This is a genomic window from Pseudoalteromonas sp. NZS127 (assembly GCF_015864805.1).
Lineage (GTDB): Bacteria > Pseudomonadota > Gammaproteobacteria > Enterobacterales > Alteromonadaceae > Pseudoalteromonas > Pseudoalteromonas nigrifaciens.
In genome coordinates this window covers 94,828-107,780 of record NZ_JADYWN010000008.1, presented here as the reverse complement: position 1 = coordinate 107,780, position 12,953 = coordinate 94,828, and the positions used below count along the sequence as shown (strand labels likewise).

Annotated in this window: 10 protein-coding genes; 6 read left to right on the top strand and 4 right to left on the bottom strand. The window is 38.7% G+C overall.

What is annotated here, in order from left to right; genetic code table 11:
- Positions 1-236: 236 nt before the first annotated feature.
- Positions 237-1,838 (bottom strand): ABC-F family ATPase, encoded by a 1,602-nt coding sequence (locus I6E78_RS09610; protein ID WP_011329728.1) that lies wholly within the window; start codon positions 1,836-1,838, stop codon positions 237-239.
- A gap of 570 nt (positions 1,839-2,408) precedes the next feature.
- Between I6E78_RS09610 and I6E78_RS09605 the strand changes: the two genes are divergently transcribed.
- The 4 genes from I6E78_RS09605 to I6E78_RS09590 all read left to right on the top strand — a co-directional run bounded on the left by I6E78_RS09605 (position 2,409) and on the right by I6E78_RS09590 (position 7,760).
- Entirely contained in the window at positions 2,409-3,008 is a 600-nt protein-coding gene (locus tag I6E78_RS09605; RefSeq protein WP_197182363.1) for a class I SAM-dependent methyltransferase, read from the top strand.
- Positions 3,009-5,963 carry a DEAD/DEAH box helicase family protein gene (locus I6E78_RS09600; RefSeq protein ID WP_197182362.1) on the top strand — a complete coding sequence of 985 codons (2,955 nt, stop codon included), beginning with the start codon at positions 3,009-3,011 and terminating at the stop codon, positions 5,961-5,963.
- Between the two features lie 532 nt (positions 5,964-6,495).
- Positions 6,496-7,164, top strand: a complete 669-nt coding sequence (locus tag I6E78_RS09595) for a TIR domain-containing protein (RefSeq protein ID WP_231617974.1) — start codon at positions 6,496-6,498, stop codon at positions 7,162-7,164.
- A gap of 47 nt (positions 7,165-7,211) precedes the next feature.
- Positions 7,212-7,760, top strand: a complete 549-nt coding sequence (locus I6E78_RS09590) for a toll/interleukin-1 receptor domain-containing protein (RefSeq protein ID WP_197182361.1) — start codon at positions 7,212-7,214, stop codon at positions 7,758-7,760.
- A gap of 89 nt (positions 7,761-7,849) precedes the next feature.
- Here the strand turns inward: I6E78_RS09590 and tnpC are convergent, their stop codons facing one another.
- From tnpC to I6E78_RS09575, 3 genes are all read right to left on the bottom strand, one after another.
- The gene (gene tnpC / locus I6E78_RS09585) at positions 7,850-9,331 is read right to left on the bottom strand and encodes an IS66 family transposase (protein WP_016899348.1); all 1,482 of its coding nucleotides are present in this window, start codon (positions 9,329-9,331) and stop codon (positions 7,850-7,852) included.
- 80 nt (positions 9,332-9,411) lie between these two features.
- Positions 9,412-9,762 carry an IS66 family insertion sequence element accessory protein TnpB gene (gene tnpB / locus I6E78_RS09580; RefSeq protein ID WP_016899347.1) on the bottom strand — a complete coding sequence of 117 codons (351 nt, stop codon included), beginning with the start codon at positions 9,760-9,762 and terminating at the stop codon, positions 9,412-9,414.
- Positions 9,759-10,100, bottom strand: a complete 342-nt coding sequence (locus tag I6E78_RS09575) for a hypothetical protein (RefSeq protein WP_008467385.1) — start codon at positions 10,098-10,100, stop codon at positions 9,759-9,761. The genes tnpB and I6E78_RS09575 overlap by 4 nt, the downstream gene beginning before the upstream one ends.
- A gap of 299 nt (positions 10,101-10,399) precedes the next feature.
- Here I6E78_RS09575 and I6E78_RS09570 point away from each other — a divergent pair, with 299 nt between their 5' ends.
- Positions 10,400-11,596, top strand: coding sequence for an SIR2 family protein (locus I6E78_RS09570; protein ID WP_231617973.1), 1,197 nt, complete (start codon positions 10,400-10,402; stop codon positions 11,594-11,596).
- Positions 11,597-11,754: 158 nt separating this feature from the next.
- A complete protein-coding gene (locus tag I6E78_RS09565) occupies positions 11,755-12,951 on the top strand; it encodes a toll/interleukin-1 receptor domain-containing protein (RefSeq protein ID WP_197182360.1) in 1,197 nt (398 codons plus the stop codon).
- Positions 12,952-12,953: the final 2 nt, after the last annotated feature.

Here is a 12,953-nt window from a genome sequence, read left to right as displayed (position 1 = left end):
CTACAAAAATTGCACAAAGAGTAGGTAATGAGAGTAAATTAGTAGAGCTATATTTATTTTTCACCCTCTAAAAGCGCAGCGCCTCATAGCCTTTTTGTGAGTTAATTACTTAAAAAACAATTGCTCACAGGCCAAAGCCCAAGCTCGAAACGCAAATAACAAGCACAAAAAAACGGCGCTAAAGCTAGCACCGTTTTTACTTAATATTTAAATAGAGTATTATTTAAAAGCTGTTATTACGCTACTTTTTTCTCTTCACAACTGGCTAGGTACTCGTCAAACGAGCCTTGAAAGTCGATTACTTGTTTATCTTTAATATCAATAATACGCGTAGCAAGTGACGATACAAACTCACGGTCATGGCTTACAAAAATAAGCGTACCTTGGAAGTCTTTTAACGCATTGTTAAGTGCTTCAATGGCTTCCATATCCATGTGGTTTGTAGGCTCGTCCATTACTAGTACGTTAACGTCTTGCATCATTAACTTACCAAATAACAAACGGTTTTTTTCACCACCTGAACAGTTACGCGCTTTTTTGTTTGAATCGTCTGCTGTAAACAACAAACGGCCTAACATGCCACGTACCATTAAATCGTTGTGCTTAGCGGTGCGCCACTGCGACATCCAATCAAACAAGGTTAAGTCGTTATCAAAATCTTTAGTGCTGTCTTGCGGGCAATAACCAAAAGTAGCATTTTCAGACCACTTAACTTCGCCCTCTAAGCTTTTAAGCTCGTCTACTAAACAGCGTAAAAAGGTAGTTTTACCCACACCATTTTCGCCAATTACCGCAAGCTTGGCGCCGGCTTCAAGTAATAAGTCGCCGCCAGAGAACAACATTTCGCCATCAAAGCCATGGCCAATTTTGTTAACTTCAAGCGCTTGACGATACATTTTTTTACCTTCGTCAAAGCTTAGCGAAGGGCTCATACGGCTTGACGATTTAACTTCATCAAGTTTAATTTTATCCATTTTTTTAGCACGCGAACTTGCTTGTTTCGCTTTAGATGCGTTAGCACCAAAACGGTTAACAAAGTCTTGTAGTTCGTCAATTTCAGCGCTCTTTTTCGCGTTTTCAGCAAGTAATTGCTCGCGTTGTAGGCCAGCAGCTTCTAAAAATTTCTCGTAGTTACCAGGGTAAATACGCAGCTCGCCGTAATCAATATCGGCCATGTGTGTACATACCGAGTTTAAAAAGTGACGGTCATGCGAAATAATAATCATGGTACATTTACGCTTGTTAAGCTCGTTAGCAAGCCAAGTAATTGTATGAATATCCAAGTTATTTGTAGGTTCATCGAGTAGCAAAATATCAGGGTTTGCAAACAACGCCTGTGCTAAAAGCACACGTAGTTTCCAGCCCGGCGCTACGTTTGCCATTAAGCCATAATGAAATTCTTTATCGATACCCGCTTCTAGCAAAATTTCTTCAGCGCGGCTTTCTGCCGTGTAACCGTCCATTTCTGCAAATACGCTTTCTAGCTCAGCTACTTTCATGCCATCGTCTTCGCTCATTTCTGGCAAAGAGTAAATACGTTCGCGCTCTTGCTTTACTTTCCAAAGCTCCACGTCGCCCATAATTACAGCGTCAACTACGCTAAATTCTTCAAACGCAAACTGGTCTTGGCTTAGGTTACCTACTTTTAACCCAGGAGTAATAGATACATTACCGGCACTTGGCACAAGTGCCCCGCTTAAAATTTTCATGAAAGTCGACTTGCCGCAGCCGTTAGCGCCAATTAAACCGTAACGGTTACCGTTACCAAATTTAGCTGAAATGTTTTCAAACAACGGCTCTGCGCCAAACTGCATCGTGATATTTGCGGTGGAGATCAAAAAAATGTAATCCTAGAAAAAGTACTGACAGGGATAGGCTGCAGCAAAACGCCACAAACAAGAACCAGACAATAGGGTAAATTAGCTGGCGAATTATACAGATCCAAAGCCAAAGATGAAAGGTAAAAGAAACTTAAAAAATAGCCAGTAGAGCAAGAGCAGGTTTTAGGTGTCAGGCTTGAGGTTTTAGGTAAAAATTAACCAAGGTTAATGTACAAGAGTAGGCGGAAGTTTACTTCGCGCTTATGGGCTGTAGGCGTTGAGCTTGCTGGCGCTAAAAGCGCAGCTTTTAATGTGTAGGCACGATTATGCACTCGGATTAATTTAAACGTGTTGTGTGGTTTTTAAATTTAGTAATAACAAAAGCTTGTACTTAATTGTTTAAAAGTTAAGGCTAAATTTACATAATTGTAAAAGCAGGCGCGTATTAATGATAACGGCGTAGTTTTTATTGGTTATATAACTAATAAGCCTATATTTATTTTTACCAATCAGGTAAATTGTTTTAAATGAATACTAACTTAATAATACGTTAGTTATTAACAGATAAACCAAGGAGCGGTGTGTCTCGTGTCAAACTCCACACTTAGTTACTACAATCAAAACGCACAAAACTTTAGTGACTCAACCCTAAATGTTGATATGTCAGTGCTGTATGCTGAGTTTTTGCCACACGTTACCGAACACGGCCATATTTTAGATGCAGGTTGCGGTAGTGCCCGCGATGCTGCTTACTTTAAACAACAGGGTTTTACTGTTAGCGCGTTTGATGCAAGCCCAGAGCTTGCCGCATTAGCAAGCAGTTACTTACAACAACCCGTCGACGTTAAAACCTTTCAACAGCTAGATTGCGTTAATAAATACGATGCTATTTGGTGCTGCGCTAGCTTATTGCACGTGCCAAAAGCTGAACTTCCGCAGGTGTTTTTAAACCTACAAACTGCATTAAAACCAAACGGTGTTTTGTATGTATCGTTTAAATATGGCGACACAGAGCGTGTGCATAATGGTCGCGAATTTACCGATTTAAACGAAAATTCTTTAACGCATTTACTTAGCCATACGCAGTTAAAAGCTATTAAACAATGGCAAAGTGTTGATCAGCGCCCAGAGCGCGAAAGTGAAGTGTGGCTCAATGCCTTGTTAACGCATAGCAAAGCGAAATTATAAGTGAATAGTTTTAGTGAACATCAACACCTGCAAAGTAATAACCAGCAGCTTATTACGGGTGATAATGACCCGTTATTACCTAATCTTGTGCATGCCATAAATAATGCCACTGAGATTGAAGTTACGGTTTCATTTATTCAGCCAAGTGGCTTAGCTTTGTTGTTTGATCCACTCAGTGAAGCTTTGCAAAGTGGTGCAACACTTAAATTACTTACCTCAGATTACCTAGATATTACTCATCCTAATGCGTTGAGAGAACTCATGGCATTGGTAGATCGTGGAGCCGATGTGCGTATTTACCAAACACACAGTAATCAAAGTTTTCATATGAAGTCGTATATTTTTGTCAAAACAAACGACCAAAAAGAGATTACTGATGGCTGTGCCTTTATTGGCTCAAGTAATATTAGTGCCAGCGCATTAACCAAAGGGCATGAGTGGAATTTTAGACACGATTATACACAACCAAAAACAAGCCAAGCAGCGAAGCAGTTTTTTAGTATACGCACAGCTTTTGAAAATATTTTTAATCACGAATTTGTTACCCATCTAAGCCATGAATGGATAAATAGCTACATTACTAGGCGTAAAACACAGCAGTTTGTATCGGTAAACCACGCTGATACAGCTGAGCAAGTTATTGAAAAGAATGAAGCTAAAACACCAAGGACAGCTCAAATTGAAGCGCTTAATGCCTTAGCGCAAACGCGTACTGAGGGCTTTAAGCGTGGCTTAGTGGTTTTAGCAACGGGTATGGGTAAAACATGGTTAAGTGCATTTGATGTAAAACAATTCAAAGCAAAACGTGTTTTATTTGTAGCGCATCGTGAAGAAATACTTTTGCAAGCACAGCGTACATTTTCTGAATTACTTACTCTATCTACTGGGTTTTATAACGGTAAACAGCGAGACAAAAACGCTGAGTGTTTGTTTGCCTCTATTCAAACCATTGGCCGAAGTAATCACTTAAAGCAGTTTGCACCAACGGCATTTGATTACATTATTGTTGACGAATTTCATCATGCAAGTGCGCGCGTATATCGCCAGCTTTTAAACTACTTTGAACCGAAGTTTTTACTGGGTTTAACAGCTACACCAGAGCGTACCGACCAAGCTGATATTTTAGGGTTATGCGACAACAACCTAGTATTTGAGCGTAACTTAACGCAGGGGATAGACCAAAAAACGTTAGTGCCATTTCATTACTACGGTATTTGGGATGAAAACGTAAACTACCAAGCTATTCCGTGGCGTAATGGCCGATTTGATCCAGCAGCACTTGAAAACAAATTTGCAACCCAAAAACGGGCAGACCATGCACTTTTACAGTGGCAGCAATACAAACAGCAGCGCACATTGGGCTTTTGTATATCTACCAAACATGCCGATTATATGGCTGCTGCATTTAATAAAGCGGGTGTAAAAGCGCTATCAGTGCATAGCCAATCAAAAGTACGACGTAATGAGGCGCTTAAACAATTAGAACAGCGTAAAGTTGAAGTACTATTTACTGTTGACCTATTTAACGAAGGCACTGATTTACCAAGCATTGATACCATATTAATGCTGCGCCCAAGCGACTCTAAAATACTCTTTTTACAGCAATTAGGGCGGGGTTTACGCACCCTCGAAGGTAAAACACATTTAGTGGTGCTCGATTTTATTGGTAACCACCACAGCTTTTTAAATAAACCTTATGCGCTACTTCATGAAACCACGCCAACTGGTGTAGTTAAAAAGCTTAAAAAACCAAACCTTGCTGATGGCTGCTTTATAAATATTGACTTAAAAGTTACCAACTTTTGGCAGCAGCTAGCCAAAATACAGCGCACCACAGCGTTAGAAGATATAACACAACTTGCCGAGCAACTAGGGCATTTACCTACATTAAGTGAGTTTTACTACCACTACGGCGATATAAAAAAGGTAAACAGCAACTACACTAGTTGGTTTGATCTAATTGCTAAAATACAAAATATTGATGACGAAGCACAGCAAAGTGCCAAGCAATTAGCACCGTTTTACGACTTTTTACATAAAGGCATACAAACTACCAGTATGACCAAATGCTTCAAAGCTATTTTTCTTGAGGCTTATGTTGCTTTAAATGGCTTTGCTAACCCCCCAACAGTTGCAGAACTTGCTGTAATGAGTGCAAAGGTACTCGCGCGCCATCCAAATTTAAAGCAACACGATTTACCTATTAAAGAACAGCAAGCAGCTGCAGATTCGCAAACATGGCAGAGCTACTGGCGTAAAAATCCAATTAAAGCCTACACCAATAAAAATAAAGACGGCACACAATGGTTTACCTTACAAAACAACACCGTAAAAGCCACGTTTGACGTACCCGCAGAAAAATGCGAGTTACTAAACGGCGCCGTGTTAGAACTGGTTGAATGCACCTTAGCTAAATACAGCCAGCGACTAAAAGTAAAAACGCCAACCACGGAACAAAATACAGAGCAAAAAGCTGACAATGTAACTCAGTTAGCGTTTAAAGAGTTAGCCGATACAGCAAAAGAACAAGATAACGCGCTAAAACTGCCGTTCTTTCCCAATATTAGAATTGCCTGTGGGCATTTTAAAACAGGGGATGAAAGCGGTATGGAATTGATGGACGCGCCACTTGGCGCAGGCAAGCTTGATCCAAACGTGCATTTTTTAGCACGCGCTTCGGGTAACTCTATGAACGGCGGTAAACATCCAATACTGGATGGTGATTTACTGCTACTTGAGCTTATAACATCCGATAAAGCGGGATCGCTGCGCGGCCAAATAGTCGCGATAGAGCGAGACGATATAAGCGGTGATGGGCAGTATTTACTGCGCAAAGTTAATAAATTACCCAATGGGCAATATGAGCTAATCGCTCAAAACCCAGAATATGAAGTAATGATTGCTGATGACAGCATGCGAACATTCGCAAGGTTTAAACAGGTAGTTGTGGAATAGTTGTAGGCGGGAGTTTACCTCGCGCTTTTAAATTGAAGGTTAAATGTTCGCTCGTAGGCGTTGAATTTGCTGACGCGAAAAGCGAAGCTTTTGAATTTCGGTGTAATTAATATGTTGGTGCTATTTTATATCGCGCTCATCAGTTGTTTTTTTGCGTGGGATTTAGAGATTTAATAACCTCTATTCGAGGTTATATCGCGTTGGCGATGGCAACCAAAGGGCGGCTGCCGCCGACCGCCCTTTGGAATCCCACGGCGCACCCGAAGATCACACTTTATCTTCAACTTACGTTAATGATGTGAACGTAACCAGCGTAGATAGGCCATCCATGGCCAAGCTACGCTTTGTACAGCATTGCCTAAAGGGATTTAGGTACTTGGAATTTGTCGGGAACAAAATTCCGCCATGCTGTAAATTACTCATCATTAACTCAGTTTCAGGTGTGATCACGGGGAATTGGAGTGTATTGTTTAGATATCACGTATACAAACTAGACTATTGTTCTTAGGTAAATGTAGGTGTACACACAAAAATGAAAATATATAAAAAATTAAAGTCACCGAAGAGAAATTTAAATAAAAACAATAGTAATGCAGATAGTCTAATTCCGGTAATTATGGGAGGGGTTTTAGGTAATCTAATACTTCCAGGTATTGGTGGTGTCTTTTTAGGCGGGATGCTAGGTGGAATATCAACAATTAACATGGAGAAAAAAATGGCAAGAGTACCTGTTTTTTATAGTTTTCATTTCGGTAATGATGTGATGAGAGTTCAGCAGATTAGAAATATAGGCTCTATTGAAGGGAATGCTCCAACCACGCCGAATGAGTGGGAAACATTAAAAAGGACGGGCAAAAAAGCTGTGGAAAATTGGATAGATCAAAATATGAAATATAAGCGGTGTATTATAGTTTTGATAGGCAGTGAAACAGCTCAGAGGCCTTGGGTTAAGCATGAAATAATAAAAGCCTGGAACGATGGTAAAGCTATTTTAGGTATTCATATTCATAATCTAAAATGTCCTAGAAATGGTGTCAGTTGTAAAGGAGTAAATCCATTTGAGCTTATAAAATTTGACAATGGGAAAAAGTTATCTGAATTCATCCCCTGTTATGATCCTAAATCGAATAATGCATACACAGAAATATCTGCAAACATTTCAAATTGGATTAATCATGCTATTACTAATAAAGCAAATTAGTAGGCTCGATCTGTCAAAAATTGATACTTGTTTATTAAGGCGTGATAATGGTTGATTTTATTACTTTTGAGGATCTTAGAAGATTTAATGATGCACTTACTATGGAAAGGAGGGTAGCCTTAAAATCTCATTCAGCCTCAAAGAATAATAAAGATACCTTCTTGTCTCATTCTTCAAAGGATGAGGAGTATTTACCCAGTGTTATTCATCTACTAGAAAGCCATGGTGCTTCAGTATATTGTGATTTAGGAGATGATAGATTACCTGTTAACCCAAACCCTGAAACAGCACTTATCCTGAAAAAACAGATAAAAGTAAGTCGTAAACAAGTAGTATTTATAACTAAAAATAGTCAGAATTCTAAGTGGGTTCCATGGGAGTTAGGAATTGGAGATATATATCTATCCTCAAGAAATGTAGCACTCTTACCTGTTACTACTAATAAAAATGATCAATCATGGGCCCAACAAGAGTATTTAGGACTTTATAGGCATATTGTGTGGGGTCAGTTGGATGGGTTTTCATCGAATCTGTGGTTAGTTTATGATTATCGTACTAACACTGCTGAAAGATTAAATGATTGGCTTGCGAGTTAATAGCCTAAGCTAATGCAGTAAAACAATTAGGAGGTTAAAATGAATCATGAGCAAGAGCAATTTATTCGTGAGCGTCTAGCGAACTACACCTATGTTTTAAAATTCCAGGGTAACAAGCTGTCGATATCGGGCTCAGGCTGGCACAGTTCATCAAGGCAAGCACAGATGTAATTAAATGGGATTAGACCATTTATCTTGGCGGTTTCCACAATGCTGTAAAGGGTGGCACTAGCATGGGCACCGTTAGCCGTTTGGCTAAATAACCAATTCTTTCGGCCTATCACAAACGGTTTTACCGCGCGTTCTGCTCTATTATTATCGATGCTAAGTCGGCCTTCATCAACATAGCGTATGAGCTTGTGCCATTGATTTGCCAGGTAATTAGCTGCCTCTATCAGTTTGCTGTTCCCCACTAAATTTGGCTGATCCTGCTCAAGCCATATTTTTAGCTTGCTAAGAATAGGCAGGCTAACCTCTTGTCTTGCCGTATATTTGTCATCCACACTTTTATCTTTGATGCGTGACTCAACGCCGTACAGTTTTTGGATAAGGCTCAATACCACATCCGCTTTGCCGGTTTTGTTTTTACCTTGTAGCTTTTTCGCGTCGATAAATTTACGACGAGCATGCGCCCAGCAGCCAATTAAGGTTGCCTCTGTTCTGGCATAGGCTTGATAGCCATCCACGTGCAAGTACCCTTGATATCCATCAAGATAATTGACCACGCAGGCGGCCGCGCGACTATTGTGGAAGTCGTAAAGTACGATATTAGGGATGGGATTATTCGGGTCTGGTGAATCTCGACCCGAGCAATACACCCACATGTAACTGTTTACTTTGTCCGATTTCACCACCTTTAATGGCGTTTCATCGGCAAACAGCGTGGGTTGCCTTAACAGCTCGGCTTTAAGCCGTTCAACTAATGGCGCGAAGAGTGAGGCTGATTTGTCTATCCAGCTGCTCATGGTCTGTCGACTGAGTTCAATACCGTATTGCTTAAACATCGCTTCCTGGCGATACAGCGGTAACCCGTATTGGTATTTACTGGTGATAAGCTGACTGAGCAAACTGCTGGTTGCAATGCCTTTGTTGATGGGCATGGCAGGCATTGAGGCTTGTTTAATCTGTGTCTGAGTTGAGGATTTATCACAGTGACGGCAGGCGTATTTAGGCCTAATATGCTCAATCACTTTGATTTTAGCGGGTATGAACTCAAGCTTTTCTGACTTATCTTCACCCATTTTATGTAGCTCACCGCCACAGCAATCACAGGTTTTGTCGATGATGTCGTGAATAACCTGCTCACGAGGTAAGTCTTTTGGCAGTGGCTTACGCACCGGCTTTTTACGGGTATAGCTAATGGATTGTTGCTCTGCCTCAACTTCCTCAACAATTTCTTCCACTTCATTGAATAACTCGCCTTGCCCGGCAAAGCCTTCAGCACTTTTGCCGAATTGTTTTTGTTGGGCCAAGTTCCAGCGCTCTTCCAATGCCGCAATCTGGGCATCCTTCTGCGCTAACAGTTTTTCAAGTTCAGCAATGCGCTGTTTAAGGGCGAGTTCATTTTTCATGACGCCTATTTTAAGGCATCATCAAAGGCTTTGCAGTGCTAACTGAACTCACTTTGATGATCATCAATCGATCGCAAATATTAAAGCATTTGCTTACCTGCGACATCAATTTTACTGTGTCCAATCACATCATAACCCGATAATAACCAGTGTAATTGCTGCTCGCTTAAGGTCATGGTGGGTGACATGAGTTTGGGCCATTTGAACTTATGCTTATCTAATCGCTTATACCACAGTGCAAAACCGGTGTTATCCCAGTAAAGCAGTTTGAGTTTGTCACGGCCTTTATTACAAAACACAAATAGCGCACCACTGAGCACGGGTAGTTCAAGCTCTGCTTCCACCAACGCCCCCAGACCATTAATTGATTTTCGAAAATCAACGGCATCGGCACATAAATAGACGGTGGGTACATCAACGAACATCCTCATACCGTTAGCCCTTTAATAATGGCAACGATATCGGCCGTCGCTAAATCGATAGGAAACGTGAGTTGGCCGGTTAGCGTATCAAACTGCAGCGTATTTTGACGAGTTTGCGCGCAGACTTCAGTAGTTTGTTTTACCTGGACAAAACGTGATGATGTAAGGCACTGCGTGTGCACTGGCAAGGTGGAATTAGGCTGGTCTTTTGCCAGTAAAGCACGTTGTTTATAATAAGTCGTAATAGCGACATTATGGTGTTGGCAGAATTCAATATTAGTACCACTAAACGTACTGCGTTTCAGCAAAAGCTGCTGCCACTGTGCGCTTGTTCTGTAAGTTTTCATCACCTGCTCCGAATTTATCATTGAGCAGGTATTTTTAGATAATCAGAACATCGATGCTAGGTGTGGTTCGCTAGACGCTTACATTTATTCAATATGTTATTAGTGAGTTAGAGGAGAACAACATTGCCATATTTGCTGGTGCTGGCCTTTCTTCATCTGCAGGGTACGTTAATTGGAAAGAGCTTCTTAGACCACTTGCAGATGAACTGCATTTAAATATTGAAGAGGAAATAGATTTAGTTGGTCTTGCTCAATTTTACTTAAACGAAAATGGAAGAAATAGAATAAGCCAGCAGCTGATGGATGAAATAGCTACTGCTAAAAGTCCTACTAAAAATCATCAAATTTTATCTCGTCTTCCCATTAAAACGTATTGGACAACAAACTACGATAAGTTAATTGAAAAGTCTTTAGAAAATACGCACAAGATAGTCGATATAAAATATACTAATAATCATCTTGCACTTACAAAGAAAAAAAGAGATGCAGTAGTATACAAAATGCATGGTGATATAGACCACCCAGATAGTGCAGTCTTGACTAAAGACGATTACGAACAGTACCCGCTTAAAATGCAGCCCTACATAACGGCATTATCAGGAGATTTAGTATCAAAAACCTTTCTTTTTTTAGGGTTTAGTTTCACTGACCCTAATTTAGATTATATTATGAGTCGCGTAAGAGCATATTTTGAAAAGCACCAAAGGCAGCATTATTGTATATTTAAAGAATGCGATGAAACTAACTTTGATTCTATTGCTCTTTACGAAAATGCAAAAATAAAACAAGGTTTACTGATCAAAGACTTGTCGAGATTCCAAGTTAAAACAATATTAGTAAAAGAATACTCTGATATAACGGAGATATTACAAAGGATTGAAAGGCTTCATAGACGAAAAACAATTTTTTTGTCTGGAAGTGCTCACGACTTTACTCCTTTTAAACAATGTGATGTTGAGTCTTTTTTATGCCGCCTTGGTAAAGTTTTAATTGAAAAAAACTATAAAATCTCTTCTGGTATAGGATTAGGTATTGGTAATGCTTTCATAACAGGAGCTATTCAAGGAGTGTATGAATATCAAAATGGACAAGTAAGTAATTATCTAAATATGAAGCCTTTCCCGCAATATATAGAAGATCCAAAAGAAAGGGAGCAAACTTGGGAAAAATACAGAAATGAGGTGATTAGCACTGCCGGCATAGCAATATTTTTTATGGGTAATAAACTCGTTAATGGAAAATTGGAAATTGCACAAGGGGTCAAAAAAGAATTTGAAATAGCTCACCAATTAGGATTGGCGCTAATACCAGTAGGATGTAGCGGATTCATGGCAAAAGAGATATGGGAGGAAGTTATGTCTGAAATTTCTAAATATTATGATGAAAATAATACCGATCTTATTGCCGCTATTAAAGAACTAGGAGTAATGGTAAACAAGCCTGAGCAGCTAATTTCGAAAATAATTAAAATTGTGGATTTGATGTTAAAAGAATAAAGGGTACTTTGTGTTCGATAAATATTCTAGTCACAAAAACTATAATCAAAACACGCTATTTTTTAGTTAATCAGTGGAAAAGTAATTAACTTATAAGTTGGGGATACCAATTTCGCTGTTAATTTATATATCACCCTAGGTGATAATATAGGAAAAGCATGACAGGTATTGTTAAGAAAAAATATTTATCACAAACTCGTAGCGTTCAAAAGTCACTCTCTAAGCCCTTGGACTTGACTTCAAAAGCATTACCACTTAAATATGATAAATACATTTTACTTGAATTTTTTAAGCTGTTTTTTCCGATTGAATGGACTCAAGTGAAGTTGAGATATGAATTATACGAGAGTAAAGACTCTTTCCTCAACAAAGTTGGTAAAAAAAAGAGATACTTTCATGATAAACCAGACGTGTTTTTTTATCGTTTGCCAAAAGTGAAGCACATGCTTTCATATGAATATAAAATTAATCATAAGAATAATCATGATGCGGGCAAGTCTAAAACTATATATAAAGAACTTTTAGAAAAAGCCAAAAAAAGGCAGGTTATTCAAGCGAGTAAACAAGAAATATTAAATAAAGATCTTCAAATTGTTGAACCTTTATATATCGATGTTTTTATTTCTGCATACCATAAAAAAGGTATAAAAATTACAGAGAAAATTGAAATATTCAATGAGCTAAAAAAGTATAGGACCAAAAAGGTAATAACTTTTTTTCAAAAATTAAATGATAGTGAAAAAAATGACCAAATCAGAGTTATGGCATTTGATCATATCCAAAAGTTAGATTTTTATGTCAATCTTAGGAAAAAGTTTAAAGGAAAAGTAAAGCCATATCAAACAGAAAAAAGTGACTTTATAGGTACTCCCGAACACCTGTATCAATTAATAGAAGGTAATAGACTTCAAAATAAAAAGTCATTTCATGTTTTTATTTCCCATAGCTTTCGCGATACTAAATTAGTAAAAAAATTGAAGTCTTGTTTAAACATGCACGGATTGACGGTGTATTGTGATTGGACAAGTGATAATGACTTTTTAAAGCGAGAGTTACTAAGTGATTATACTAAAATGGTATTAAAAAAGAGAATAGAGCAATCTGGTGCTGTTATCTTCTTGGAAACTAAAAATTCAATGGAAGCTGGTAACTCGATAGCCTCCCCTTGGATTATTATGGAAATTGAGTATGCTATTTCAATTTCTAAGCCTATTTTTTATTTGAATTTCTATAATAATAATAGCCCTTTCAAGTTAATCACTCATACATTTAATGACGATAATATAGAGATACAGACATCTGAGCTTGAAAGAATATTTGGGGGAGTTTGCAATAATTCAAATCTGGACAGCTAAAC